The sequence below is a fragment of the Mucilaginibacter sp. L3T2-6 genome (assembly GCF_030519355.1).
Lineage (GTDB): Bacteria > Bacteroidota > Bacteroidia > Sphingobacteriales > Sphingobacteriaceae > Mucilaginibacter.
Window position 1 is genome coordinate 50,208 of the sequence record NZ_JAUMKC010000015.1, and the last position, 25,094, is coordinate 75,301.

Annotated in this window: 24 protein-coding genes; 13 read left to right on the forward strand and 11 right to left on the reverse strand. The window is 45.7% G+C overall.

Annotated elements, in window-relative coordinates; genetic code table 11:
• Window positions 1-54 precede the first annotated feature (54 nt).
• The 3 genes from Q3W13_RS16535 to Q3W13_RS16545 form a co-directional block, all read right to left on the reverse strand.
• Complete coding sequence (locus Q3W13_RS16535; RefSeq protein WP_302865608.1) at window positions 55-1,323, reverse strand: NRAMP family divalent metal transporter; 1,269 nt, start codon at window positions 1,321-1,323, stop codon at window positions 55-57.
• Between the two features lie 118 nt (window positions 1,324-1,441).
• Window positions 1,442-3,955: a cation-translocating P-type ATPase gene (locus Q3W13_RS16540; protein WP_302865610.1), complete on the reverse strand. Its 2,514-nt coding sequence runs from the start codon at window positions 3,953-3,955 to the stop codon at window positions 1,442-1,444.
• A 217-nt stretch (window positions 3,956-4,172) separates the two neighbouring features.
• Window positions 4,173-4,397: a FixH family protein gene (locus tag Q3W13_RS16545; protein ID WP_302865611.1), complete on the reverse strand. Its 225-nt coding sequence runs from the start codon at window positions 4,395-4,397 to the stop codon at window positions 4,173-4,175.
• A gap of 263 nt (window positions 4,398-4,660) precedes the next feature.
• Here Q3W13_RS16545 and Q3W13_RS16550 point away from each other — a divergent pair, with 263 nt between their 5' ends.
• Window positions 4,661-5,737, forward strand: a complete 1,077-nt coding sequence (locus Q3W13_RS16550; protein WP_302865613.1) for a PAS domain-containing sensor histidine kinase — start codon at window positions 4,661-4,663, stop codon at window positions 5,735-5,737.
• Here Q3W13_RS16550 and Q3W13_RS16555 read toward each other — a convergent pair.
• Window positions 5,711-7,168, reverse strand: a complete 1,458-nt coding sequence (locus Q3W13_RS16555) for an MBL fold metallo-hydrolase RNA specificity domain-containing protein (protein ID WP_302865616.1) — start codon at window positions 7,166-7,168, stop codon at window positions 5,711-5,713. The two genes, Q3W13_RS16550 and Q3W13_RS16555, sit on opposite strands and share 27 nt — an antisense overlap.
• 141 nt (window positions 7,169-7,309) lie before the next feature.
• Between Q3W13_RS16555 and Q3W13_RS16560 the strand changes: the two genes are divergently transcribed.
• The 8 genes from Q3W13_RS16560 to pta all read left to right on the forward strand — a co-directional run bounded on the left by Q3W13_RS16560 (window position 7,310) and on the right by pta (window position 16,466).
• Window positions 7,310-7,741: an Hsp20/alpha crystallin family protein gene (locus Q3W13_RS16560; RefSeq protein ID WP_302865618.1), complete on the forward strand. Its 432-nt coding sequence runs from the start codon at window positions 7,310-7,312 to the stop codon at window positions 7,739-7,741.
• A 50-nt stretch (window positions 7,742-7,791) separates the two neighbouring features.
• The gene (gene ppsA, locus Q3W13_RS16565) at window positions 7,792-10,200 is read left to right on the forward strand and encodes a phosphoenolpyruvate synthase (RefSeq protein WP_302865620.1); all 2,409 of its coding nucleotides are present in this window, start codon (window positions 7,792-7,794) and stop codon (window positions 10,198-10,200) included.
• A complete protein-coding gene (locus Q3W13_RS16570) occupies window positions 10,197-10,802 on the forward strand; it encodes an HdeD family acid-resistance protein (protein ID WP_302865622.1) in 606 nt (201 codons plus the stop codon). The genes ppsA and Q3W13_RS16570 overlap by 4 nt, the downstream gene beginning before the upstream one ends.
• Before the next feature lie 180 nt (window positions 10,803-10,982).
• Window positions 10,983-11,753: an ABC transporter permease gene (locus Q3W13_RS16575; RefSeq protein ID WP_302865625.1), complete on the forward strand. Its 771-nt coding sequence runs from the start codon at window positions 10,983-10,985 to the stop codon at window positions 11,751-11,753.
• A 5-nt stretch (window positions 11,754-11,758) separates the two neighbouring features.
• Complete coding sequence (locus tag Q3W13_RS16580; protein WP_302865628.1) at window positions 11,759-12,538, forward strand: ABC transporter ATP-binding protein; 780 nt, start codon at window positions 11,759-11,761, stop codon at window positions 12,536-12,538.
• A 2-nt stretch (window positions 12,539-12,540) separates the two neighbouring features.
• Window positions 12,541-13,521 (forward strand): MlaD family protein, encoded by a 981-nt coding sequence (locus tag Q3W13_RS16585; RefSeq protein ID WP_302865630.1) that lies wholly within the window; start codon window positions 12,541-12,543, stop codon window positions 13,519-13,521.
• Between the two features lie 92 nt (window positions 13,522-13,613).
• Window positions 13,614-14,372 carry an SDR family oxidoreductase gene (locus tag Q3W13_RS16590; RefSeq protein ID WP_302865632.1) on the forward strand — a complete coding sequence of 253 codons (759 nt, stop codon included), beginning with the start codon at window positions 13,614-13,616 and terminating at the stop codon, window positions 14,370-14,372.
• A gap of 6 nt (window positions 14,373-14,378) precedes the next feature.
• Window positions 14,379-16,466, forward strand: a complete 2,088-nt coding sequence (gene pta / locus Q3W13_RS16595; RefSeq protein WP_302865634.1) for a phosphate acetyltransferase — start codon at window positions 14,379-14,381, stop codon at window positions 16,464-16,466.
• Window positions 16,467-16,517: 51 nt separating this feature from the next.
• On the opposite strand, the gene Q3W13_RS16600 is transcribed toward pta, so the two are convergent.
• A complete protein-coding gene (locus tag Q3W13_RS16600; RefSeq protein WP_302865636.1) occupies window positions 16,518-16,901 on the reverse strand; it encodes a hypothetical protein in 384 nt (127 codons plus the stop codon).
• A gap of 182 nt (window positions 16,902-17,083) precedes the next feature.
• Between Q3W13_RS16600 and Q3W13_RS16605 the strand changes: the two genes are divergently transcribed.
• Window positions 17,084-18,487 (forward strand): L,D-transpeptidase family protein, encoded by a 1,404-nt coding sequence (locus Q3W13_RS16605; protein ID WP_302865638.1) that lies wholly within the window; start codon window positions 17,084-17,086, stop codon window positions 18,485-18,487.
• A 71-nt stretch (window positions 18,488-18,558) separates the two neighbouring features.
• Complete coding sequence (locus tag Q3W13_RS16610) at window positions 18,559-19,176, forward strand: hypothetical protein (RefSeq protein ID WP_302865639.1); 618 nt, start codon at window positions 18,559-18,561, stop codon at window positions 19,174-19,176.
• On the opposite strand, the gene Q3W13_RS16615 is transcribed toward Q3W13_RS16610, so the two are convergent.
• On the reverse strand, window positions 19,173-19,625 hold the full coding sequence (locus tag Q3W13_RS16615) for a pyridoxamine 5'-phosphate oxidase family protein (protein ID WP_302865641.1): 453 nt from the start codon (window positions 19,623-19,625) through the stop codon (window positions 19,173-19,175). The genes Q3W13_RS16610 and Q3W13_RS16615 overlap by 4 nt on opposite strands.
• Window positions 19,615-20,157 (reverse strand): flavodoxin domain-containing protein, encoded by a 543-nt coding sequence (locus Q3W13_RS16620; protein ID WP_302865642.1) that lies wholly within the window; start codon window positions 20,155-20,157, stop codon window positions 19,615-19,617. Before Q3W13_RS16620 ends, Q3W13_RS16615 begins: the two co-directional genes overlap by 11 nt.
• Window positions 20,158-20,547: 390 nt before the next feature.
• Between Q3W13_RS16620 and Q3W13_RS16625 the strand changes: the two genes are divergently transcribed.
• Together Q3W13_RS16625 and Q3W13_RS16630 are read left to right on the forward strand one after the other, a co-directional pair.
• Complete coding sequence (locus Q3W13_RS16625; RefSeq protein WP_302865643.1) at window positions 20,548-21,186, forward strand: DUF998 domain-containing protein; 639 nt, start codon at window positions 20,548-20,550, stop codon at window positions 21,184-21,186.
• Between the two features lie 13 nt (window positions 21,187-21,199).
• Window positions 21,200-21,895, forward strand: coding sequence for a CHAD domain-containing protein (locus Q3W13_RS16630; RefSeq protein WP_302865644.1), 696 nt, complete (start codon window positions 21,200-21,202; stop codon window positions 21,893-21,895).
• 351 nt (window positions 21,896-22,246) lie between these two features.
• Here the strand turns inward: Q3W13_RS16630 and Q3W13_RS16635 are convergent, their stop codons facing one another.
• The 4 genes from Q3W13_RS16635 to Q3W13_RS16650 form a co-directional block, all read right to left on the reverse strand.
• Window positions 22,247-22,855, reverse strand: coding sequence for a DUF4136 domain-containing protein (locus Q3W13_RS16635; protein WP_302865645.1), 609 nt, complete (start codon window positions 22,853-22,855; stop codon window positions 22,247-22,249).
• A 73-nt stretch (window positions 22,856-22,928) separates the two neighbouring features.
• Complete coding sequence (locus Q3W13_RS16640) at window positions 22,929-23,765, reverse strand: universal stress protein (RefSeq protein ID WP_302865647.1); 837 nt, start codon at window positions 23,763-23,765, stop codon at window positions 22,929-22,931.
• Window positions 23,766-23,844: 79 nt separating this feature from the next.
• Window positions 23,845-24,354: a hypothetical protein gene (locus Q3W13_RS16645; RefSeq protein ID WP_302865649.1), complete on the reverse strand. Its 510-nt coding sequence runs from the start codon at window positions 24,352-24,354 to the stop codon at window positions 23,845-23,847.
• Window positions 24,355-24,374: 20 nt separating this feature from the next.
• A complete protein-coding gene (locus tag Q3W13_RS16650) occupies window positions 24,375-25,043 on the reverse strand; it encodes a BON domain-containing protein (protein WP_302865650.1) in 669 nt (222 codons plus the stop codon).
• Between the last annotated feature and the right edge of the window lie 51 nt (window positions 25,044-25,094).

Below are 25,094 nucleotides of genomic sequence, written 5' to 3' on the forward strand. Positions count from 1 at the left end.
AAGGGAAAATCATCATTGACGATCTCCGCCTTACTACTCCCGGAAATTATGGAATCAGGTACTGAATTGCAGGTAAAGCATAGTGACCGCGGCGGCGGCCATAAGCAAAAAAGTTAACCAACCCAGGATATTGGACCATCTCCCGTTGATCTCATTACCCATCACAGCCGGGTTATTGCTAATGTGCAGGACGACCAAAACGATAACCGGCGCAGTGAGGCCATAAAGCATGGCGGCATACAGCAGGCCCTGTACCGGATTAACGCCAATAAGATTCAGTAATACACCGATAACCAAGGATATGATAATGACACCATAAAAAGGCCTTGCCTGGTAAAATTTCTTATCAAGGCCCTGCTTCCAGTTAAAGGTTTCTGCAAACATATAGGACAGTGAGCCGCTGAGAACAGGAATAGCCAGGAAGCCGGTGCCGATAATTCCCATCGCAAACAGCCAGTAAGCCATATCTCCCGCTATCGGCCGGAGTGCGGTAGCAGCCTGTTCCACAGTTTCAATCTGGTGCACGCCATGCGGATAAAGCACGCTGCCGCAGGTGAGAATGATAAAAAACATGACCACGTTTGAAAAAAGCATGCCGGTATCAACATCTCCACGCATTTTAGTAATCATCCGCTTGTCTACCATCAGGGCCCGCCCCTTCTTCTTAACATCTTCGGCCTCCATAGTAGCCTGCCAGAAGAACAGATAGGGCGAGATGGTTGTGCCCAGGATAGCAACCAGCGCATTGATATAATCCTTACTCCAGGTAATATGAGGAATGATGGTGGACTTAAATACATCCGCCCAGTTAACATCAGTAAAAAAGGGGACGGCCAGGTACACCAGGAGTGTTATACAAAACCACTTAAGGATGCCGGCTACCTTTTTATAAGGAAAAACAATAATTGCCGCCAGTATTAATACGGTAAATAAGATACTGAACGCGAAGGCAGGAACAACAGGTACAATGAGATGGGCAGCGGCGCCCATGCCGGCAATATCAGCGCCAATGTTAAGGATAATGGCAGGGAAAGAAAATGCGATCATCAGCCAGAGTACCCATTTAGGATAGTGGAACCGAAGGGTTGAAGTCAGGCCTTTACTGGTGACCAGTCCAATTCGCGCACACATTTCCTGGATAGCAGCCATTAGCGGAAATGTTACCAATGCCGTCCATAAGGCGGCAAAGCCGAACTGGGCGCCTACCTGCGAATAAGTCGCAATACCGGAGGGATCATCATCGCTGGACCCGGTGACGAGCCCAGGACCCAGTATTTTCAATCCAGCTGTAAGTTTGCGTAAATATTTATGGCGTTTTCTCATTTTAGTTTAGTGCCCTTAAAGATAGGCGACGGGCAGCGTTCAATCAAGCGCGACCTGTTTCTTAAGCGCGGCTGTCTGTCTTACAAAGACAATAAGTAGTAAATTATTGCTGCTCGGCTCAATTACGTTCCCGGTCATTTATCCGCCTGATCCACTTAAATGCCTCCAGCCATATTGCAGAAAGAAAACCGATACCGGCGCTTAGGCCAAGTTGCCGGTGTAAAATTGGTGCAAATTCAAAAAAAGCAGCTACAGGCTTTATATATAACATTATTGCTGCTAAAGACAAGGTCAGCAAGATTACTAACACCATTAGCCGGTTTCCGTATCCTATTGTAGTATATACCGAATAATAAAATGACCGGTTTACCAATGTCAGCCAGATATTTGCCGAGAGCAGGCAGCTGAAAACCATGGTGCGGGTAAGCTGCTCGTTAAAACCGTGATAAACAGCATAATTGTACACAAACAATGTACCGGCAGTAATTATTAATCCCTGGACAATACTTATTATCAATTCCTTCCCGCGAAAAAAGGTTACGCTATACGGCCGTGGCGGCCGATTCATTGTGTGACGTTCCATAGGCTCATTTTCATAAATGATAGAGCACGTAGGGCCCATAACCAGTTCTAAAAAGATAATGTGCACCGGCGAAAAGATATTCGGATAAACCCATCCCAGCGCCAGCGGTATAAAAACTGTCAGGATGATGGGTATATGAATGGAAATAATGTATTGTATTGCTTTTTTAAGGTTCGTGTAAATCCGCCTTCCCATCGCTATCGCATCCACCATTTTTGACAGGTCATCGTCCAGCAGTATTAGCGAAGCGGCTTCTTTGGCAATTTCCGTTCCCTTTTTGCCCATCGCAATCCCAATGTGGGCTGCTTTTAAGGCCGGGCCGTCATTCACCCCGTCTCCGGTCATGGCCACAATCTCTTTGTTGGCCTTCAGCGCATCTATTACCCTTAATTTGGCATCGGGAAACATCCTCGTAAAAATATTAACCTTCCTCACTTCTTGCTGTAGTTCTTTTTCAGACAATTGCATCAGCGCATCACCGCTCAGGGAGCGCTCCGGTCCGCGAAAATCAATTTGCCTTGCTATAGCTCCTGTGGTTTCAGTGTAGTCGCCGGTTATGATTATTACTTTTATACCAGCCCGGTAAAAGCCCTGCAATACCGCAGTGATGTTCTTTTTTGGCGGATCATAAAATGCTACCAGGCCTTTAAATTCGAACTTAAACTCCTGTTGTGTATCCGGAAAGTCGTCACCTGTAAAATTTGCTTTACCCACACCCAGCACCCGGTAACCTTCAGCCGCCATTGCCTTAATTGCCAGAGCAATGTGTTCTATTTCGGTTTCACTTAAATTACTAACGGCTATCAGCGCTTCGGGCGCTCCCTTTGCGGCGATGATGCGCCGTCCCGATCCGTTTTCAAACAAATGGGTCATCATTGGCGGTTTGCCGCTCAAGGGGTACTCGTGGATCATCTTATAGTCCGGGCGCTCGTCTTTAATACCTGAATTTGAATAAGCGGTATGCAGGGCAACTTCCATAGGGTCGAAAGGTATCGGCTCACTGGCCCACATTGCCAGCTCTAATAGCTCCTGTTGCGGACCGGTTGAACTACCTGCTATAGCATCAGCTACAATATCTTCTTCCGGCGTATATACTTTGGCCAGGGCCATCTTATTTTCTGTTAACGTACCTGTTTTGTCGGTGCAGATTACTGACGCACTGCCAAGAGTTTCCACCGTTTTCATCTGCTTAACCACGACACCCATTTTCATCATGCGCCAGGCGCCCAGCGCCATAAAAGCCGTAAATGCTACCGGTATCTCTTCCGGTAATATACTCATAGCCAGCGTCAGCGCTTTAATGAGGCTATCCAAAATATCCGGCGACCGGAAATAATTAATAACCCATACACCCACAAACACTATCCCCCCGGCAGCCACCATCTTCTTAACGAAATTATTGATCTGCAATTCCAGTGGCGTTTTTTCATTGTCAATTGTTTCCAGGCTCTTGCCAATCTTGCCCAGCCGGGTTTGGCCCCCTATAGCGGTAATGGTTGCAATAGCCAGGCCGCTTGCTACTGTAGTACCACAAAAAATTAAATTATCCGCCGAAGCTCTGTCTTTATATACTGTCAACGACTCTCCCGTAAGGACGCTTTCGTTCACAGAAAAATCGTTGGAATGCACAATAAAGCCATCGGCTGTTATGGAAGTCCCTTCTTCAACCATCAGGCTGTCACCTACTACCAGTTCTCCGCTTCTTATTTCTATGACGGTGCCATTCCGGATCACCTTACATTTGGGCTGCGAAAAGTCCTTTAATTTTTCAAGCGCAATGCGGCTGCGCGAATCCTGGTATAAGGAAATGCCTGCCACCAATACTATAGCCGAGGCCAAAAAAATACCATCGCCGGTTTTGCCGCTAATAAAATAAATGCACGAAGTAACCAGCAACAAGATAACCATCGGCTCCTTCGCAATTCTCTTCAGCGCATCAATAAATTCATTTGTTTTTTTAAACGACAGATCGTTTACCCCGAACCTCGCCCTCGATTTAATTACTTCATTATCACTTAATCCCTGTATACCGTAGTTATTTCCCGTCATCGGCTATAAAGCTAAATTAAAAAAAACGGAACCGGGTCTTCCGGTTCCGTAATGCCGCATGCACCAGCCCAAAACCGTGCCGGCGTCATTTACCGAAACAGGAATAAATTCCATCCATCGGTTGTTCCAAATTTAGATGACAGAATAGTGACCAGCCGCGAGATTAGTCAGTATTTTTAATGATTTTCATCACATTAACTGAATAGAACATTCCTGGTCAGGGAATTTCAAACTCTTGCGCATAGCAGTAATTTTTACCGTCGTACTCCCATTCAAGCGTTGCGGTCCACCGGCCGCTGCAAAGATCATTAAGCGGGATGCCTATTTCCTGGCCATCCTCCTCCTTTACCTGAATAACACGGGTTGCGTGCGGGTCAACCCGGTTGAAGAGTCTGACTTTCCCATTCACAGGGTGACTGAAATTAAACTGCAACGGCTCCATAGCTTTCGATTTAAATGCAAATTTCCGGTTTATTCCGCAGTAAAAGAATGACGGGCATCAATTAAAATACTGATAAATAATAAATTACCAAACAATAAATATTGACTGCCGTCATAGCAGCGAATATAACCGATAACCATTTTTGTGCATCAATACCATTCTCGTGACGAGCAGCCTGACCTGAAAAATAATACCTGGTGCATTCGGGATATGGCTAAATAAATGAAGCCATTGAAATGGTTACGCGAGCATATTTAATCAACATGGATAATCCCGAACTTCTTACAGCTGTGTTTGAGCATGCGATTGATGGCATCGTCGTAATCGATGAAAAAGGTAAAATCCGGATGGCTAATCCTGCCGTTTGCGACCTTTTTGGATACAGTCAAGACGAGTTGGCCGGCCAAAGCATCAACCTGCTCATGGATCCGGCAGACGCCCGGCACCATGATAATTATCTTGATGATTACCGGCAGACCAGGGTGCCTGTGATCATCGGCAAAGGCAGGGATCTGAAAGGCAGAAAAAAGGATGGTTCAATATTTCCCTTCCGTTTGGCGGTTAGTGAATTCACCAATAAATGTCAAACTTATTATGCCGGCATAGTGCATGACTTAAGCAAACAGAAACAAGCAGAACTATCCCTCGACCATGAACAAAACCTTAACCAGGTAAAGACAAGACTCTTATCAATGGCGTCGCACGAGCTTCGTTCGCCGCTCAGCCGCGTGCAATTATCTGCCTCGCTTATTGAACGCTATTATGAACGGCTTGATAAGGATAAGATAATCGGTCATTTAAGAAAAATAAAAATAGCCGTCGACGACATGACCGCTTCATTGAACGACTTCCTTTCTATCGAAAGAATAGAAGCCGGTAATATAAAAGCTGATAACAAGGTGTTTGACCTGGCGTTATTTGCATCAGACCTAACTGAAGAGATGCAACAACAAGCAAGAGCCGGCATTCAAATTAAATACACCAGTACTGCTGATAATACCACGGTTTGTCTTGATCAAACGCTTCTGCGGCACTGCCTGGTTAACCTGCTCTCTAATGCAATTAAATATTCAAAGGAAACCGGCGCCATTGAATTCACTACAGACATCTCCGCAACAAACTGCATAATTACAGTAAAAGATGAAGGCATTGGCATACCCGAGCAGGATCAGCAATATATCTTCGAACCGTTTTTCAGGGCTGCCAACGCGATTGATATACAAGGCACCGGTCTCGGCCTCAATATTGTTAAAAACTACGTACAGCTTATGGGCGGAGAAATTACTTTCAAAAGCCGGGAACAGATAGGGACATCATTTACCCTCAGCTTCAGGCAATAAAGGGACTGTAAACAAGAGCTCCTTTTCATACTGTTTTACTATCCTCGCGGTTAGTTTCAATTCATCTTTAATTTTTACGCGTAGCGCTTCCTGTGCGCAGGGCTCGCCATGTACAAGAAAAACACTGGGCTTACCACTTTTAAACTGCTTAAGCCAGCTTAACAGTTCAGTTTGATCAGCGTGTGCAGACAAACCCTCAATTTCCCTTATTTGTGCCTTTACCGGGTAATATTGCCCGTGTATCTTTACTTCATGCGCCTGGTTAAGAAGTGCCCTGCCACGGGTACCCTCAGCCTGGAATCCTATTAGCAATATGGTGTTACGCGCATCACCTAAATAATGCTTCAGATATTCAAGCACCCGGCCGCCGGTTAACATACCGCTGGCAGCCATAATAATCTTGCTCCCACGCCGGCGGATGATCTTTTCGGTGTCCTGATACTCCTGGTTAATGGTTACGCCATTAAACATCCGGGCGCATTCCTTTTTATCAATAGCAAACCACTCTGGGTAATGCTGCAGTACTTTGCCTGCCGAAGCCGCCATGGGGCTGTCCAGGTATTCCGGTACCGGTGCAGGAATTTGGCGCTGTTGTTTCAGGCGATAAATCAGATGCATTACTTCCTGCGCACGGCCCACAGCAAAACACGGGATCAATATGTTACCCTTGTTAAATACTGTATCGTTAATTACCAAAGCCAGTTCCTGGGCTGTGTCGGTCTGTGCATGCAGGCGGTCGCCATAGGTCGACTCCATGATCACAAAATCGGCACGTGATAATGGTTCCGGTGCGGGCAGCAACTCGGAAATTTTGCGCCCGATATCGCCGGAAAATATAAGCGTCTTTCCGTAACAATTTATCCTGACAGAGCAAGCGCCCGGGATGTGTCCGGCAGGATGCAAACTGAAACTAAGCCAGTCATTTAAAGGTAGCTCGGTATCAATTTCGCAAACTTCAAAAAAAGGGAGCGCGGCCTCTGCATCCTTTACAGTGTACAGTGGCTTGGCAGGGTGGTGCTTAGAATAACCGTGCCTGTTGGCTTTCTCGGCGTCTTCTTCCTGCAGCTTAGCGCAGTCCCGCAAAATAAGCTCAGCCAGGTCTCGCGTCGGACGGCTCATATAAATTTTCTTCCGGTAACCGTTCTTTACCAGTAAAGGAATGTAACCACAGTGGTCCAGGTGCGCATGTGTAAGGATCAGTGCGTCTATATCAGTTGGATTAACCGGCAGGGGTTCCCAGTTTTTTTCCCTTAACGCCTTTATACCCTGAAAGAGGCCGCAATCAATCATGACGTTCATTCCAGGCGTCAGCAGCAAATGCTTTGAGCCTGTTACGGTTCCGGCCGCTCCAAGCGACTGAAGGTAAACTGCAGCCTGTTCAACGGCAGGATTCCCCGATATGGGTGTCCACTCGCTAGCGTGTTTTTTCATGTTCATTTTTTTATGATCTAAAGTAACGCCGGATTAAAACAACAGAACTGACTAATATCACGGTGTGGCTTGATTACAGTCATAGCCAGGATTTTGCTCTCCAACGAAATTTGAATTATTAATTCATCAAAAAATAAATTTATGACAACCTTAGTAAAATCAACCCGCTTTCCGTCATTACGGACAATGATGGAAGACTTTTGGAACACTGACCGCTTTTTTGAAAAAGCATTCGGCGATGGGGACTTCCTGCCTGCAGTCAATATCCGTGACGCCAAAAACAGCTACAAGGTAGACGTTGCCGCTCCCGGCTTTAAAAAAGACGATTTCAAGATCGCCACTGAAAACGGCGTACTGACCATTAGCGCAGAAACACACAAGGATGAAAAAGAGGAGACAGAAAATTATACCCGAAGGGAGTTTTCTTCATCTTCTTTTACCCGCACATTCACCCTGCCTGAGAATGTTGACGAAGATCATATCAGCGCAAATTATAATAATGGCCTGCTGGAGATCGAACTAAAAAAAACCGGCAAAACAGTTGCCGCAAAAAAAGAAATAAAAGTTGCCTAAAGGTTACTGCCCGCGGGCCAGGCCCGCGGGTTTCTTTAAAAAACCATAGCATGGGAAACTATATAAAAAAATTTAGTGAAACCACTATCGCTGATATATCTGAAGTAGGTGGAAAAAATGCGTCTTTGGGAGAAATGTATACCCAACTGGGTGAAAAAGGTGTGCTTGTTCCAAATGGTTTCGCTGTTACCGTATCAGCCTTTCAGCATTTTATCAACCATAACCAACTCAACGAAAAGCTCTGCAAACTAATGGCCGGGCTGGATAAAGTAAATTTCTCGAATTTGTCAGGTACCGGGTCCAAAGCGAGAAAGCTGGTTTTGGACGGTATTATGCCGAATGACCTGAAAATGGCTATCATAGACGCTTACGATTATCTTTTCGAGCAAACTGAACCAGCTGTAGCCGTACGCAGCAGCGCAACTGCAGAAGACCTGCCAGGGGCCAGTTTTGCCGGCCAGCATGAGTCTTACCTGAATATTAAAGGGCATGTAGCGCTGGTTGATGCCGTTAAGCGGTGCTTTGCCTCACTTTATACCGACAGGGCCATTAAGTACCGGGAGGACAAGGGTTTTGATCATAATAAGGTCTTTCTATCCGTCGGCGTTCAGCAAATGGTACACGCTGATACCGCTTGCTCGGGAGTCGGTTTTACGCTGGAACCGGAATCTGGCTTCCGGGATGTTGTTCATCTCGCAGGTGTTTGGGGGCTCGGTGAAAATATTGTGCAGGGTACAGTTACCCCGGATGAATTCCTGATTTTTAAGCCATCGCTAAAAAATGGCTTAAAATCCATCATTCAAAAAAACAAGGGCGCCAAAAGCCAAACGATGGTTTACGCCAGTGAGGGCACAATGAATAAAGACACGCCCTGGGAGATGCGAGAGAAATTTATATTAAATGACCAGGAAATTGAACAATTAGCACGCTGGGCCCTGATTATTGAAGACCATTATGAGCAGCCGATGGACTTTGAATGGGCAAAAGACGGGAATGACCATCGGCTTTATATTATCCAGGCACGGCCCGAGACGGTACACAGCCAGGAAAAAAAGCTACAGGTTAAAAGCTATACGATTATTGAAAAAGGTGAAGAAATTGTTCGCGGCGAAGCAATAGGTACCATGATTACTACAGGTACAGCGCGGTTGCTATCCTCACCGGGCGAGGCAGCGCGCCTGTTACCGGGCGATATTTTGGTGACCGATAAAACCAGTCCTGACTGGGACCCCATATTAAAAAAAGTGGCTGGCATTGTAACTAACAAAGGCGGAAGGACAAGCCACGCTGCAATTATAGCACGCGAACTGGGCGTGGTGGCCCTTGTAGGAACGGAACACGGTTCTGTAAATATCAAAGATGGCGAAACCATTACCATTAGCTGCGCTGAGGGCAAAACAGGTTACGCCTATCGCGGGAAATTGAACTGGAGGGAGACCATTACCGATGCAGGTGCAATAAAACTTCCGGGCACGGTTAAAGCCCAGTTAATCATCGGCGAACCGGAGAAAGCTTTCCAGCTCTCCTTTTTCCCAAACGATGGCGTAGGCCTGATGCGGCTTGAATTTATTATCAACAACTATGTACAGGTGCATCCAATGGCGCTTGTAAAATTCAGCCAGGTTACTAACGAGGCAGACAGCGTTAAAATAACCAACCTCACCCACACCTACCCTAACAAACAACAATATTTTGTAGATAAACTGGCTGAAGGAGTGGCCACTATCGCCGCAGCTTTTTATCCTAAAGAAGTGATTGTGCGCATGAGCGACTTTAAGACCAATGAGTATGCCGGCCTGATTGGGGGTACCTATTTTGAGCCCGCCGAAGAAAACCCAATGATTGGTTTCAGGGGTGCCTGCAGGTATTATAGTGAAAGTTACCGTGATGGTTTCCGGCTGGAGTGCGAAGCAATGAAAATTGTGCGGAATGAAATGGGCTTAACCAATGTAAAGCTGATGATCCCATTTTGCCGTACAGTAGAAGAAGGCAAAAAGGTAGTAGAACTGATGGCCTCTTATGGATTAAAACGCGGTGAAAACGGCCTGAAAATATTCGTAATGGCGGAGATTCCGAGTAATGTATTGCTGGCTGAAGAATTCGCTGAAGTGTTCGACGGCTTTTCCATTGGCTCCAACGACCTCACCCAACTCACGCTGGGCATAGATCGGGACTCGGCGCTGATTGCCGACTTGTTTGATGAGCAAAATGCTGCCAGTAAACAATTAATCGTTACCATGATAAAAAAAGCCAATAAGTTGGGCAAAAAAGTGGGTTTGTGTGGCCAGGCCGCCAGCGATTCCGAAACATTTATCCGCTTATTGGTTGAAACCGGTATCGATAGCATATCCTTTAACCCGGATGCTCTCGTCAGAGGTATCGAAAATATCAATACAGCGCTAAAAAGCGTCGGCAAAAGAAGCGAACCGGTGCTGCAAAAGACCGGCATTGAAACATGAAAACACCGGCAAACTATGAGCAGGAAAACGGTGCATTTTTAAAAAAAATTGCCGGTATCCTTCGGCATTGGTGGTTAATGCTGGTAACTGGGCTGCTGCTGCTCGGCATAGGCACATGGGTGTTATATCATCCTTTTCAATCGTACCTCAACTTAAGCTGGTTCTTTGCCATCGGAATGGTTATTACCGGCTTGCTTGATATCATTTTTGCCTTGAAGAACCGGCAAAGCAGGCGATGGATGTGGTGGCTGCTTGCAGGAATAGCCGACATAGTAGTTGGTATTTATCTATTTAACAACACCTTAATTACAATTGTTTTTTTACCCCTGGTAATCGGATTATGGACATTCTACAAAGGCTTTATGGCCATTGGCGACGCTTTTCACATCCGTACCTACAAATTCGGCAACTGGCGGCGGCTGTTATTTACCGCTGCAGTGGCACTCATGATGGCGCTGTTGTTAATGGCATGCCCGGTGATAGGTATCGAAAATATCTTTCTATTCAGCGGCCTGGCTTTTATTGCCGCCGGCATTTTCCGTATCTATCTGTCATTAAAATTATTAGCGATAGAACAGAAAATAAGGCAGACTGAAGCCTAACCATCGGTAGTGCATTACCGGAATTTTTTTTGATTCGTATCTATCTTAAAATGACGGTGGTCATTTTCTGCCTTTAGTTATATCAACAAACCTCATGCCTCAAGTCATAAATTGACAGTCAATCTCCCGCTATTTTTACAGTAAAATCATTTTTTTTATTGATTTAAACCAGTTACCGATATGGCGTTTACAACCAATATAAAAACCTTTTTTGGGGAAACAGGAAATATCGCCGGGTTCACCGGTCGCTTTTTTTCCACGGGGCTCAAACCCCGTTTCGAGTTTCGCGAGCTATTAAACCAATGCTACATTATCGGGTACAAATCGTTGCCGCTTATCGGGCTTACAGGGTTTATTATGGGTCTTGTTCTGACTATGCAGCTCCGCCCGTCACTGGTGGATTATGGCGTCGAGTCGCAACTGCCTGTTATGGTTGGTATTGCCATTGTGCGGGAGATAGGCCCGGTAATTACGGCTTTGATATTTGCAGGTAAGATAGCCAGCAGCATTGGCGCTGAGCTCGGCTCTATGAAAGTGACTGAGCAAATTGACGCCATGGAAGTTAGCGGCACTAATCCTTTTAAATACCTGGTAGCCACCCGTGTAATGGCTACAACACTAATGCTTCCGGTACTGACGGTAATGGGCGATGCTATTTCACTTTTTGGCGCCTATATTGGTGTCAACATCCGTTCGGTAACCAGCTTTCATCTTTTCTTTACTCAGGTTTTTCACAGCCTGGAATTTAGTGACGCACTGCCTGCGTTCGTCAAAACCTTTTTCTTCGGTTTCGCTGTTGGCATGATCGGCTCTTACAAGGGATATACATCCAGCAAAGGCACGCGTGGTGTGGGCAGCGCGGCTAACTCCGCAGTCGTACTATCGTCAGTTGTAATCTTTATTATAGATCTGCTGGCAGTCCAACTGACTGACCTGCTGGGATTAAATTAAAGCCAATGGAAACTGCAAGTAATCCTTTATCTGATATCAGCCCGGAGCACAAGCCCGGCACAGCCGCAATCATCATAGAAAACTTATGCAAACGCTTCGGCGACCATATTGTCCTGCAGGATTTTGGTCTTACGGTTCAAAGAGAGCAGAATGTGGTAGTGCTTGGCAAATCAGGTTCGGGTAAATCGGTGCTCATTAAATGCATTATCGGCCTCCTTAGACCCGATAGCGGTACTATCCGCGTATTTGGCGAAGATGTTACCAAACTGGATCATGACGCACTCGACAAAATCAGGGTAAAAATTGGCTTCCTCTTCCAGGGCAATGCTTTATATGATTCTATGACCGTCCGGGAAAACCTTGAATTTCCTTTGCGCCGGCACTGGTTCGATCATTCGCAGAAAGAAGTTGATGCCCTGGTTATTGAAGCACTGGAGAACGTTGGATTAGCACATACGGTTGACTTGATGCCCGAAGAACTTTCCGGCGGTATGCTCAAGCGGGTTGCACTGGCCAGGACAATGATACTTAAACCGGAAGTAATATTATATGATGAGCCTACGACAGGCCTTGATCCGGTTACTGCCCGTGAAATTGATAACCTGATAGTGAAGCTTCAACGAAAATATCATACGTCATCTATCATCATAACACACGATATGAATTGTGTTAGAAACACCGCCGACAGAGTCGCCCTCCTCCTTGACGGCCATTGTTACGCCCAGGGCACATATGCAGATTTTGAACGATCGGCAGACAAGAAAATTAAACAATTTTTTGAATAGCCATGGCAAACCAGGGAGAAAATCATATTAAGCTAGGTGTATTTGTACTGACAGGACTGTCTGTATTGATACTTTCTTTTTATCTGATCGGAAAAAATCACAACCTGTTTGGCAGTAATTTCCGGATCAGGGCACGCTTCTCGAACCTGAACGGGCTCACCGAGGGTAATAATGTGCAGTTTTCGGGTATACAGGCCGGCACCGTGAAGACAATTAATATGATCAACGACACAACGATAGAGGTGACTATGCTAATAGACAATAAGATAAAATCCTTTATCCGTCGGAATGCCATTGCGTCTATTGGGACAGAGGGCCTGATGGGTAATAAGATTGTAAATATCCTTCCGGGTAAAGTTGCCGGTCCGCCGGTTTCCGAAGGCGATCTGCTCGCCGCAGAAAGAATGGTGAGCACTGATGAGATGCTGCAAACTTTATCCAAAACAAACAGTAACATCGCGCAGATATCTGAAGCAATTAAGGCAACGGTGCTTAAAATAAACACCAGCAGCCTGATGGATCTTGCTAACGACAAGAGAATAGGCCCCAGCGTGAGGTCTTCATTACTGCGTGTTGAAAAAGCCGCCGGGAACGCTGCCCAGGTTACAGCAGGCCTGAATGAATTGATTAGAGGGATTAAAAATGGCAGGGGTGCCGCAGGGGTGTTGATTTCTGATACAGCGTTGGCAGGAAATCTGCAAATGGCTATATTAAAGATCAGGAAGGCAAGTGATAACGCAGACAGGTTAACACAGCAATTGAATAGCCTTACCCAAACTATTGATCAGCGTTTAAATCAGGGCGATGGGTCTCTGAACGTTCTTTTGAAGGATTCCGTTTTTGCTCAAAATCTTAAGCAAACTATGGAGAACCTTAAAAAAGGCACAGACGGATTTAACCAGAACATGGAAGCGCTTAAGCACAATTTTCTTTTCAGGGGATTTTTTAAAAAACAGGAAAGAGAAAAAGCTAAGCAAAAATAGAAAGCGGCTGTTATCAGGATTTTTAATGATCTGGGTCATTCTTTAAACAACAGGCGTGGGTCATTTTTGTCAGGGGTTAAATCAAAAAATTTATGAAGCTATTATCACAAAAGGTAGCCCTTGTGACCGGGGCCGGATCGGGAATTGGGAAAGCAATTGCTGAACTATTCGCAGTGCAGGGGGCGACAGTAGTACTGACTGATATTCATCAATCAAATATTGAAGCGGTGGCCGCAGAGATTACCGCGAAAGGGAATACGGCTGTATGCGTGGCCGCAGACGTTACAGTTAAGGCCGACGTACAGCTGGTGGTGAAATATGTAAAAGAGACTTATAAGGCACTTGACATCCTTGTGAATAATGCCGGAGTAATGGACAACTTTGCGCCGGTGGCAGATGTGACAGATGAATTGTGGGATAAAGTAATTGGCACCAACCTTTACGGGCCCTTCCTTACCTGCCGGGAGGCTATTCCGGTATTTTTGGAACAGGGCAGTGGGGTGATCATCAATATCGCTTCAATTGGCGGGCTGTTTGGCGGCCGCGCCGGGGCACCTTATACGGCTTCCAAACATGGTCTTATTGGCCTCACTAAAAATATCGGGTATCAGTATGCTGAAAAGAATATCCGGTGCAATGCTATTGCCCCGGGCGGCGTAAACACCAATATTACTTTCGGAATGGAGCCGCAGCCATTTGGTTTTGAAAGAATGAATGCCGGCGCCGGAAATGCCCCTGCACCGGCCAACCCCGAAGCAATTGCAGAAGCTGCATTGTTCCTGGCTTCAGAAAAGGCAGGCTTTATAAATGGCGCTGTACTAACCGCCGACGGCGGATGGACCGCCTATTGATATTATATGGGAAAGGCAATATATATTGCATGCACCGGGCCGCACAGCGGAAAGTCTGTTGTATCCGTCGGGCTGATGAATATGCTTTTGGGCAAGGCGCAGAACATAGCCTACTATAAGCCTATCACAAACTCAGAAAATGACAATCATATTCAAACCATCTTAAGCTATTTTACGCTGCCGCTAAAGTACCCTGATTTGAATGTGTGTACGTGGGATAAAGCCATCGCCCAATGGGAAAGTAATACCCGGGAAGCTTTGCTTGACCTTGTAATTCAGAAGTTCAGACGGCTTAGCGACAAGCATGACTTTACCATTGTTGAAGGCAGTGACTACCTGGGTGAAGGAGCACCGTTTGAATTTGAATTGAACGTACAAATTGCCAAAAATCTGCAGGCGCCAGTTATTCTTGTAAGTTCCGCCGAAAGAAAAACCGCTGCGCAGGTAAGCGCTTCACTTCTGGCTTCCCTGCATAATTTTGACGCACACAAAGTTCACGTATTGGCGGTGATTATCAACAAAACACCTCCGGGCCAGCGCGATGCCATAGAAAATATACTTAAGGCAAAGTTGCCGGCCAATCTATTAATCAGCATAATAGAAGAAGATATTAACCTGAGCAGCCCCACCCTTGCGGAAGTGCTTGAAGACACTGGCGGCGAACTGCTTTTCGGTAAAGAAGAACTGGCAAACCACGCCGATTACTTCCTGATCGGCGCTATGCAGGTACCTGACTTTTTGAATTATTTGCAAAAAAACGCGCTCGTTATCACCCCCGGTGACCGTGGGGATATTATCTTGTCGGTTCTGCAGGCGAATTTATCTGCAAGTTACCCAAAGGTTGCCGGGATTATTCTTACTGCCGGTCAGTCTCCTCAACCATCGGTTTTGAAACTGATCAGCGGGTTAAAAACCGTGGCGCCTATTATATCCGTCGGTACAGAAACATTCCCAACGTGCACTAAAATAGCGGCTATCCGCTCAAAAATCACACCTGGTGACACCCAAAAGATCCAGCTTGCCATACACACTTTTAACCAGGCTGTAGACGTAGCTGAACTGGAAAGAAGCATAAATACCGGCAAGGCCACGGGAATAACGCCCAGGATGTTCCAATATCAATTAACCACATGGGCGGCCAGGGAAAAAAAACGTATCGTTTTGCCTGAAGGCACGGACGAAAGGATATTGCGCGCGGCTGCTAAGCTGGTTGCCGCAAACCTGGTAGAAGTTACACTTTTCGGCCTCGAAACTGACATTCGCGCCAGGGCCAAACAACTGGATATTGAACTGGATATAGATAAGATTCACATCATTGACCCGGCAAGTGACCCGAACTTCAATGATTTTGCCGACACACTTTATAAATTGCGCAAACACAAGGGATTGACGCCGGAGGCTGCTCGCGATTTGATGATGGATTCATCATACTTTGCAACCATGATGGTTTACAAAGGACTCGCGGATGGCATGGTGTCCGGAGCAGTGAATACCACCCAGCATACTATTAAGCCAGCATTGCAGTTTATCAAAACTGCGCCGGGCGTATCTCTCGTTTCTTCGGTATTTTTGATGTGCCTGCCCGATAGGGTTTGTGTTTTCGGCGATTGCGCTGTTAATCCCAATCCAACTGCAGAAGAGCTGGCGGAAATTGCAATCGCCTCGGCCAGTACCGCTGTACGATTTGGTGTCGACGCAAAAATAGCCATGCTATCTTATTCCTCGGGAACATCAGGTACGGGCAAGGATGTAGAAAAAGTAAAACTGGCCACTGAAATAGTACGAAAAAATCGCCCTGACCTGCAAATAGAAGGCCCCATTCAATACGATGCTGCTATTGACCCGGCTATCGCTAAACTTAAGATGCCGGGCTCCGGCGTGGCAGGGCAGGCTAACGTACTAATTTTCCCCGAGCTGGATTCGGGTAATAACATTTATAAGGCTGTACAGCGTGAAACCGGCGCCGTCGCAATCGGCCCTATTTTACAGGGCCTTAAAAAGCCGGTGAACGATCTAAGCCGGGGCTGCACCGTGGATGACGTGTTCAATACAGTTATTATTACCGCTATTCAAAGCCAGGACCTTTCCACATAAACAGAAAAATGCCTGCTAATATGGAAAGGTGATTAATACCTGGAGGGGGTGTTACATCCATTCAGCCGCAAAGCGGTTAAATTCATGACGCAGCTCATTGAAAATTTTCTCTTCGCCGATGTAGCGCTCGTGAATACGCTTGTGTTCCTCAGCAATAGAATCAGAAACCAAATCCTCCGTCTTTAACAGTTCAGCCTCTATCGCCTGGTCATTAACATGAATGTCATGTTTCAATTCATCCAGGCAATTCCTATGTATCAGGAATTGATTTTGAAAGTGGTCAACCTTTTCCTGTACTTCACGCGCCGTGTTGTCACCGGCTATCTCCTGCAGCCTGTCCTGCAGAATATCAAGTTCCTGCTTGTAAAAAGCAATGCCTCTTAACCCGTCGTTATTCAGGTTCTTGATGTGTTTAATATTGGTATAAGTTTTCATAAGACAAGGTTAATACATGCCTTGCATCCCCGGAATGATTGGAAGCAGCCAGGAAGATGACGCTGGTCACGCCTGCTATAGCCAAAGTGCAAAGGTACTGTCGCCACATCAAGCCGGCGAGTGACCAAAGTCATTACTTACTCACCTGGCCTCGCGCAACTTTGTATAACAAATTCAGCATCATGAAAAAAATTGTATCAGCTGTTACAATGATACTTTTGGCCGTTACGGCATGGGCAAGTCAGGATCTGACCACCGAAATCAGACGCCAGTTAAGCACAAATGAAAACCGCAACATTTTATATTATCCGGTAAGTGTAAAACAATTTTATAACCATACCGGTTTTCAGCCGGCCTGGATCAAGCCACAGAGTGGTTCCGGACCGGCGTGGCAGGGAATGCTGTTGCTGGATTGTGTGATGCAATATGGTCTTGCGCATGACGATTACCATCCAAAAGAACTCTTATATAATCGGTTGCATGCTATTTTAGATACACCGGAAAAGGTAAGTCTAAAGGATCAGGCAAGTTTTGAAATTATATTGACCGATGCCATTGTTACCCTGATGAATCATTTGCATTACGGAAAATTAAACCCGGAATTTCCGGCAAACAGAATTGACACCATAAACACAGGCTTTCGTGCAGAAACCGCTTTACAGCAGGCGCTGCAGCAGAAGCAAGGATATGATTTTCTGGCTGCCGTAGACGATGTGCAGCCAAAGTCAAAACTTTATCGCGATATGCAACGCCAGATGCGCTTGCTTACCGGGTTATATACCGGTGACTGTTATGACGTTCCGGAAGGGAGTCCGCGTGTGATGGCCATTAATATGGAACGGCTTAGATGGGCAGATATAAGCGACAGCAGCGGCTTTATACACGTCAATATCCCGTCTTACACTTTAGAGCTTGTACTGCCCGATAGCGTGTATCAATTCAAGGTAGCTGTTGGTAAGCCTGACAATCCTACTCCAGTAATTAACAGCGCAGTAACTTATATTACAACCGCACCTGACGTGGTTATGCTGAAGAGCGTATTTCTGAATACAATATTACCCAATGTAATTAAAAACCCCGATTATCTGATACAGAACCACCTTTCCATCTACAATAAAAAAGGAGAGTTTATTGTAGTAGATAGCTCAACGCTTGCAGACATAGAAAAACATCCCGGCAACTACTTTGCGCGCCATACTTCCGGAAGTGGCCGGGCCCTGGGGAACCTTGTGTTTCATTTTGCAAATAAATTCGACGTCGACCTGCATGATATGCCCAGGAAAGAGTTTTTTACCCATGATGACAGGGCACTAAGCAGCGGTTGCATCTGGTTGGATGCCGCTGAAAAACTGGCCGCCTTGTTGCTGCAAAACGACGGAAGGGTAAATGAATTACCCAAGTTGCACAATGCAGTGACGCATTATCAGCGCGAAACATTCATCTTGCATAAACAGATTCCGATAAATATAACCTACCTCACCTGTGAGCTGAAGGCCGGCGAGCTGATCATCTATAAAGATATATATAACCTTGACAAAGGTGTAGAAGCTGCTTTGTATAATAAACCGGGGCTGGTGTCGCGCTAAGTATGACATGACTTTGAACTGCTTTACAGGGTACACGGCGGGTTTATAGCTGACGCTTATTTCGGGGTATCATGAACAGAAAAATCGCAATTGTTGGTAACTGTAGTTCATTAGCAGCATTCTTTGCGGCTGTGGGTTATGGTATTGTCCAGGTATTACAGGTAGCCGGCATTTTGGTTTATCCTTTGGATGCGCAACTTATTTATGGTTTTTCCCTCGCCATTGCCCCGCTTTTTTTATTAGCCATACTGGCATTGCATTATTCCGTACATGAGTCTCGCCGTTTTTTTAGCCATGCAGCGTTGTTATTCGCCTTGCTTTATACTGTATATGTGGTGCTGATGTATGGCGTTCAACTGGCAACGGTAATACCTGCTTCGCTAAAAGGTGCGCGGGAAACACTGCTTACTGTAACCCCGCACTCATTGTTCTGGACGGTGGACGCGCTGGGTTATATCTGTATGGGAATTTCCACTTTATTAGCATACTTTGCATTGCCCGGATCAGGGCATACGCTTTGGCTCCGCCGGTTCCTGCTCGCGAATGGTCTGGCCGTGCCGCTTATCTGCTTCGCTTACTTTTACCCGCAGTTTTCTGTATGGGTGCTGCTGGCAGGCGCACCATGGCTCATTACTGCGACCGGTTCGCTTTTGCAGCTTGCGTTATATTTTAAAAGTAAACGGGATTAAGGGTGCTCGAAACGCCCGGTTTTGGTAACCAGTACTACCTGGTAAAGTATAAGTTCCAGTTTAGTCCCGATATCCTCCTCTTTTTCTGACAAGCCGTGAGAGGCGTGGTCTGCAGGCCGGTCTGCCAGGGGCATAATGCGGTGTGTCAGTGCCTGCATGGCTCGTTCCTTTTCATCCATGTCGGTTATTTCTTCAAACCGTCCCCAGGCGATCACACTCTGCCAGTTAAAAACAGTTTTGATCTCGTCTACCTGGAAACAAACCTTCGGGTTTTTACGCATCATGTCTATCTTTTTGCCCGGCGTACTGTGGCTAACTATTCGTTTACCGTCATAAACATAATTTACCGGAACAATATAAGGCGTTCCGCGGTCTGTGCAGGCTATCCTGCCGGTAACCTGTCTTTTAAGCAATTGTTCTATCTGCTCCTGGCTCAGCTCACCCAACATATTGTACCTCCTCGTGTTTGCCCTCATTCATCAGTTCGCGGGCCCTGGCCAGCAATTGGTACAGGTTTTCACGCCCCATCTTATCAAATCCTTCTTTCATTGCCTTTTTCCTTTCAGGATCTTTTTCGCGCCATGCCCCGATTTTTAATAATAACCGGTCTATCCATGACAGGTGGGGCGGACTACACCTCCCCGGCACAAAAAATATACCGGCATACTTGCTCAATACATGGCCAAAATTATTATTAATAACCTGTTGTTGCAGAACCGGGTCGTCACACGCCGAGCCGCAAACGATGAAAAGTAAAACTTTCTTTTCACCTAATAAACCTGCATTTTCCTCAAGCCACTTTGCGATGAGCAATTTTCCGACATATAGAGGAGTACCGACGATAATGAGGTCATTACCGGCCACCATTAGCGGTGTAACGCTTTCTCTATTCACAAATGGCAGGTCAAGCGCCTCCGCTACCCATTGGGCATACTGGCTGGTCGCTCCGTATTTGCTTTGGTAAATAACTATCCCTTTCATAAGTTATTAATTAATGATCCGTTACAAGTTTACGGCTGCTAAGCGGCTGGTGGTATGATTACTGTCACCAAAAGCTGTGACTTTACTCAATCTTACCCGGACCCAGATCACCTAACCAGATGACGGGCATCCTTCATTCAATAAGCCCGCCTGCCTACCTTCGGATAAAACAATCAGATCACCAAAAAGAACAGCTATGAAAACTCACCAACGATCGGGAATTGCAGAGAAAATTTCCGGAGCAACCCGTGGCGGAATTATTAAGCCCCTCAAAGACAAACTACATGTTAAAACATTACAGGGTGACAGGCAAGCGCCGCCCCCCGCTACCCAAAATTTAACTCACCACAAGGCGAACAAGACTCTCAAATACCCGCCAAACAAGCTATTATGATTCGAAAAATTTTATTGAGTTGCGGTGTACTTTCCTCAGTACTTTATGTACTGTTAAATATTACCGTACCGTTGTACTGGCCGGCTTATAGCCCCGTTAAACAGACTGTAAGTGAACTCTCTGCCATAGGCGCGCCTACCCGATGGCTATGGAACTGGCTTTGTGCTCCTTATACTTTTCTCGTGATAGCTTTTGCATGGGGCGTGTGGTTGTCGGCCGGTAAAAACCGGCTTTTACGCGTTGCATCATTGTTGTTATTGGCATACGGTGCACTCGGTTTGATTTGGCCTTTTGCACCCATGCATCAGCGCCATGTGCTGGCTGCAGGAGGCGCCACCCTATCTGATGCCATACACATTACGCTGGGCGCGGTAACCGAGGTTCTGTTTCTTTCGGCACTGGGCCTTGCGGCAGCAGCTTTAGGCAAATATTTTTGCTGGTACTCCATCGTCACATTTACCATACTGCTGTTATTTGGCACGCTTACTTTCATTGACGCCCCGCTCATAGCCGAAGATTTACCAACACCACTTATTGGTGTATGGGAGCGGATTAACATTGGTGTTTTCCTGATCTGGATTGTTGCATTGGCCGTAAAGCTGTTACGGACAAGGATTATTATGAAGAGTAACTGATAAATCCAGCGTGATGAAAGGTAAAGAAATACGCGAATACTTAAAAAAAGAGTGGAGCCTGATGCGGTCTCATCTTGACGGCTTTTTGAATACCAGGGATCAGGAAGAGTTGCACAAATTCCGCGTAGAGATTAAAAAAATAAAAGCCCTGTTGACTTTATCGGAAAACGTTTCCCGCACCAGTTTTACCAATGCGTTTAAACCAATAAACGCACTATTTAAAAAAGCCGGAAAAGTGCGAAGTGACTATATAAAAAATACACTGACCAAAAAGGACCAGCATGACGACAAGGAGATAAGAAGTTTTTGCCGCTTGTCAGTAAAACGCGAAAAACACATCCGGTGTGCCTATCGTGAGCTACACAGTAATATCAGGCGTTTCAGTAATAAAAAAATACGGCGTTTTTACAAGGAAGAGATGCTTTCCGTAGCCAAAAAACTGGCAGACAGGCCATCGGCAGAGCAACTCCATGAATGCCGTAAGCGGATCAAAGTACTTTTGTACAATTATGCCTTAATTCATAACGCGCTCCTGTTCAACCTTAACACAGCGTACATCGACAGCCTGCAGGAAGCGATCGGTACCTGGCACGACCAATACCTTGCCGGAAAGATTACCGGGGATATGCCTTTGTCCATGAATTCGTTGGCGGGTAACTTTTACGAACGTGCAATTCAGCACGTTGACCAGCATCAGGTTCCCATCTGACGGCTGTCATCATCCAGGTATATTTTTATAGGCAAATTAGTAATATCATTTACCACAAAAACCATGAAATCGACACGCTTTACCCAACCAGGCAGGCAGCAACCAAAATGGTCCGAAAGACAAACTTATCTGGCCGCCATCATTGCCATTATTTTAGTCATTTTAGTGACCATTTATTTGTTCTTATTTCCATTATGGCGGTCCTGACCGACGACAACAACAAAATATGGCTTAGGCCACAGATCGTTAAACGGCGGACATAACTGATCAGCCGGATGAATAATATTACCGCGACAATTTAGTAAGTTAAACCTGTTGATTTTAACAGCTTTTCGGGCGTACCGGAAAAGATCAGGGGCGACGAATAGGCGCCAACGGTGTGATAGGCAATTTCTTCAAGATATTTTCAACCACTTCCGGAATATCATTTATTGCTCTTTCCGGGTCATCAACATCGCCTACGCCGTATCCTCTCCAGATCACCTGGTGGTTCCTGCGCTCAATAAGGTCGATAATCAATGTTCCTTCTTTGTAAGTAGCCTCCACAATATCTGTACCCACGTATACCGGGAATGGCCTGGCAATACTATAATAAAAATAACGTCCATACCGGTTGCGGGCTACCCCCACATAGGCAACGCCGGGCCTGTAAACATAGGTAGGATAATTGTAGGTCCTAGTCCGGTCTTTCACCTGGATGGTGTAGCGTACCAAAAGATCAGGTTCTCCGGTCTGCAGCGACAATCCGCGCTTCTCCAGTCCTGCAGTAACTTCATCTTTTATCTTCTCGTCGGCTATGTCGTTATAGTTACGTGAGCTGTCAGGCACAGGTAACCAGGCAAAAGTGCGGTATTTATTAAAGCTCGCCTTATCACTTTGTATAGCGTAATACTGATAGCTGCCACAGCCCCAAAGGCAGGCGATCAGCAATCCCGCATAAAACATATATAATTTTTTCATGGTTGATGGTTTAATGATATTTTAGACTTATCCATTTATACACTCTAAGTCAGTCAGCTGGAGCATATTCCGTTTACCGGTGCGATATAAATACCGGTAGGTTATTGATTTTAAGGACCAGTCCGGCAGTGCTGGGTTTAAACAGCCGTGAAAGCCAGTTACGCCCATACGCGCCCATTACCAGGCAGGCGTTATGCTCACGCAGCGTAAAATCAAATAATTCGTCCCTTGGTTTTCCCCGCAAATCCTTAAAATCAATGCGGCTATAATGCTCTTTAAGATATTCATAAAGCTTTTCCTTTTGTGTCTCGCTGAATACTGCGTCTTCGTCCGCCTGCAATACAATCATTTCAGTGGCATTCAGTTCGGGGAATAAATAGGTAAATTGTTTTATGGCAAACAAAGACGAAGCGCTTCCATCGCTGGCAAACAAGATTTTGGCGACAGGTTCGGCCCGCTGAGATGTAATCATAACCGGGCATTCTGACTTTATCAGCAGATCTTCCACCATGTCCGCGGGAATTTCAAGCGGCGACGCACCGAACAACATCGGTCCGGTAATAATTACGTCAGCATAACGGCTTTCTGTTAACAGTTCTTCTATCGGAACGCCCTGGTCACGGTGTACGCGGCATGCAATCCCCTGTTTTTCGGTGGCGGCTTTAAATGTCCTGATATTTTCAAGGCTCGCCTTTTCCTTGAATTTTATTTCCGGCTCACCGCCTTGTTTGTCTGTACCTGTAAATGCACTGCTATAAACGAAATCTTCGGCCTGAGTATCTTCAGCAGACAAATTTTCAAGAAAAATTCCGGTAATTCCGGACCTGGTAAGTCTTGCAAGGTAGTAACCGAACAATACACTTTGCTGATCCAGTTTTTCTGCATCGAGTGCGATCATTAACTTTCTCATATCAGTATTGAAAAAGGAAGCTTCCGTAAAAGACTTCACGTAAGCTTCCGGTCATTGTGAAAGATATGGCGGGTGAGAATTATATAAATTCTCCTTTTTCATTCAATCTTACCCTCATCCTCTTATCTCCGTTCTCCAGCAGTATCTTAAATGTCTTTTCGGCGTTATCTTTACCATCGTAATAATATACCTGGTAGGTATTCTGGGTCATTTGCCAGTTCGGGAACCGCTGAACTAAAGCAGTCCTTACGGCCTGGGGCAACTTGATGTTTTTGAATTTTTCTGCGGTGCGGAGTAACTTACCGTCTTTATCATAAGCGGCCAGTATTTTGCCGTCGGGTATATAAAAGGTTATATAATAGCCGTCGTAGTCGTCATCGTAAAATTCAGACTTTTTAACGTCGTAAGCAGCTGTTTTATACTGCAGCAGCTTTACCGGCTGGGCAGTTTCCTTATTATCCGTCGCATTCAGGTATTTATAGTTAGATGCCAGAATTTTCACTTCAGAAAGTATGATCTGCGCTGATGAACGCACTGCAAAGCCGGCTACTAACACTACCAGCATTGCCAATAATTTTAACTTTTTCATTGTCGTAAGTATTAGGATGATCAATAAACCAATTCCGGTTCCTCAACTGTCAGTTTGTTTTCTACATTATAGACCCCGGGTGCAGCCCAGGCTACGTCTTCTGCGTCTTCGCTCTCAATAAGCGATCGTACCTTGCCGGTTAAAATAACCTTGCTACCCACGGTACTAACGTTTACTTTGCTGGCATCAACAGTGGCATTTCTGCGAAAAGCCGCCGAGATTTTTTGCTCCAGCTCAAATGCGCTCAACCTGGGCTTGACTGTGATCAGGTTGATCACCGAACGCACGCCGGAGAGGTTTTGGATTGCTGTGCGGGCGTTAACACGCTGATATTCCCACTCCAGTTCACCTTCCAGGGTTACATTACCGTCTTCAACCTTTATTTTGATCTTTTCGTCAGGAACGGCCGAGTGCCATTTTAAGGCATTTAGTACCGCTTCGGCTATTTCGGCATCTGTTCTCCAGTAAGCAGGCGATACGCCGATCTGAATATCTTCTGCAATTGCCCTTACGCCCGCTACTTTTTTGGCCGCCCTTTCGGCGCTCAGTTTCTTCGAAAAGGAATCAACAATTCCCGACAAGGTCACAATGCCATTCTTAACCGCAACCCCAATTTCGGATGAATTTAAAAATGGCTGCCATTTCAATTCATCCATTACGTTTTTTTGGATTTCAATGTCTGTTTTCATGATATTTTTGATGTAAATAACTACTACAAATCACCGTAGTAAAGCCCGGGT

Excerpts from the sequence above, each read along its gene's own strand:
- Q3W13_RS16535 (WP_302865608.1), bottom strand. The coding sequence starts at position 1,323 with ATGAGAAAACGCCATAAATATTTACGCAAACTTACAGCTGGATTGAAA.
- Q3W13_RS16540 (WP_302865610.1), bottom strand. The coding sequence starts at position 3,955 with ATGACGGGAAATAACTACGGTATACAGGGATTAAGTGATAATGAAGTA.
- Q3W13_RS16545 (WP_302865611.1), bottom strand. The coding sequence starts at position 4,397 with ATGGAGCCGTTGCAGTTTAATTTCAGTCACCCTGTGAATGGGAAAGTC.
- Q3W13_RS16550 (WP_302865613.1), top strand. The coding sequence starts at position 4,661 with ATGGATAATCCCGAACTTCTTACAGCTGTGTTTGAGCATGCGATTGAT.
- Q3W13_RS16555 (WP_302865616.1), bottom strand. The coding sequence starts at position 7,168 with ATGAAAAAACACGCTAGCGAGTGGACACCCATATCGGGGAATCCTGCC.
- Q3W13_RS16560 (WP_302865618.1), top strand. The coding sequence starts at position 7,310 with ATGACAACCTTAGTAAAATCAACCCGCTTTCCGTCATTACGGACAATG.
- ppsA (WP_302865620.1), top strand. The coding sequence starts at position 7,792 with ATGGGAAACTATATAAAAAAATTTAGTGAAACCACTATCGCTGATATA.
- Q3W13_RS16570 (WP_302865622.1), top strand. The coding sequence starts at position 10,197 with ATGAAAACACCGGCAAACTATGAGCAGGAAAACGGTGCATTTTTAAAA.
- Q3W13_RS16575 (WP_302865625.1), top strand. The coding sequence starts at position 10,983 with ATGGCGTTTACAACCAATATAAAAACCTTTTTTGGGGAAACAGGAAAT.
- Q3W13_RS16580 (WP_302865628.1), top strand. The coding sequence starts at position 11,759 with ATGGAAACTGCAAGTAATCCTTTATCTGATATCAGCCCGGAGCACAAG.
- Q3W13_RS16585 (WP_302865630.1), top strand. The coding sequence starts at position 12,541 with ATGGCAAACCAGGGAGAAAATCATATTAAGCTAGGTGTATTTGTACTG.
- Q3W13_RS16590 (WP_302865632.1), top strand. The coding sequence starts at position 13,614 with ATGAAGCTATTATCACAAAAGGTAGCCCTTGTGACCGGGGCCGGATCG.
- pta (WP_302865634.1), top strand. The coding sequence starts at position 14,379 with ATGGGAAAGGCAATATATATTGCATGCACCGGGCCGCACAGCGGAAAG.
- Q3W13_RS16600 (WP_302865636.1), bottom strand. The coding sequence starts at position 16,901 with ATGAAAACTTATACCAATATTAAACACATCAAGAACCTGAATAACGAC.
- Q3W13_RS16605 (WP_302865638.1), top strand. The coding sequence starts at position 17,084 with ATGAAAAAAATTGTATCAGCTGTTACAATGATACTTTTGGCCGTTACG.
- Q3W13_RS16610 (WP_302865639.1), top strand. The coding sequence starts at position 18,559 with ATGAACAGAAAAATCGCAATTGTTGGTAACTGTAGTTCATTAGCAGCA.
- Q3W13_RS16615 (WP_302865641.1), bottom strand. The coding sequence starts at position 19,625 with ATGTTGGGTGAGCTGAGCCAGGAGCAGATAGAACAATTGCTTAAAAGA.
- Q3W13_RS16620 (WP_302865642.1), bottom strand. The coding sequence starts at position 20,157 with ATGAAAGGGATAGTTATTTACCAAAGCAAATACGGAGCGACCAGCCAG.
- Q3W13_RS16625 (WP_302865643.1), top strand. The coding sequence starts at position 20,548 with ATGATTCGAAAAATTTTATTGAGTTGCGGTGTACTTTCCTCAGTACTT.
- Q3W13_RS16630 (WP_302865644.1), top strand. The coding sequence starts at position 21,200 with ATGAAAGGTAAAGAAATACGCGAATACTTAAAAAAAGAGTGGAGCCTG.
- Q3W13_RS16635 (WP_302865645.1), bottom strand. The coding sequence starts at position 22,855 with ATGAAAAAATTATATATGTTTTATGCGGGATTGCTGATCGCCTGCCTT.
- Q3W13_RS16640 (WP_302865647.1), bottom strand. The coding sequence starts at position 23,765 with ATGAGAAAGTTAATGATCGCACTCGATGCAGAAAAACTGGATCAGCAA.
- Q3W13_RS16645 (WP_302865649.1), bottom strand. The coding sequence starts at position 24,354 with ATGAAAAAGTTAAAATTATTGGCAATGCTGGTAGTGTTAGTAGCCGGC.
- Q3W13_RS16650 (WP_302865650.1), bottom strand. The coding sequence starts at position 25,043 with ATGAAAACAGACATTGAAATCCAAAAAAACGTAATGGATGAATTGAAA.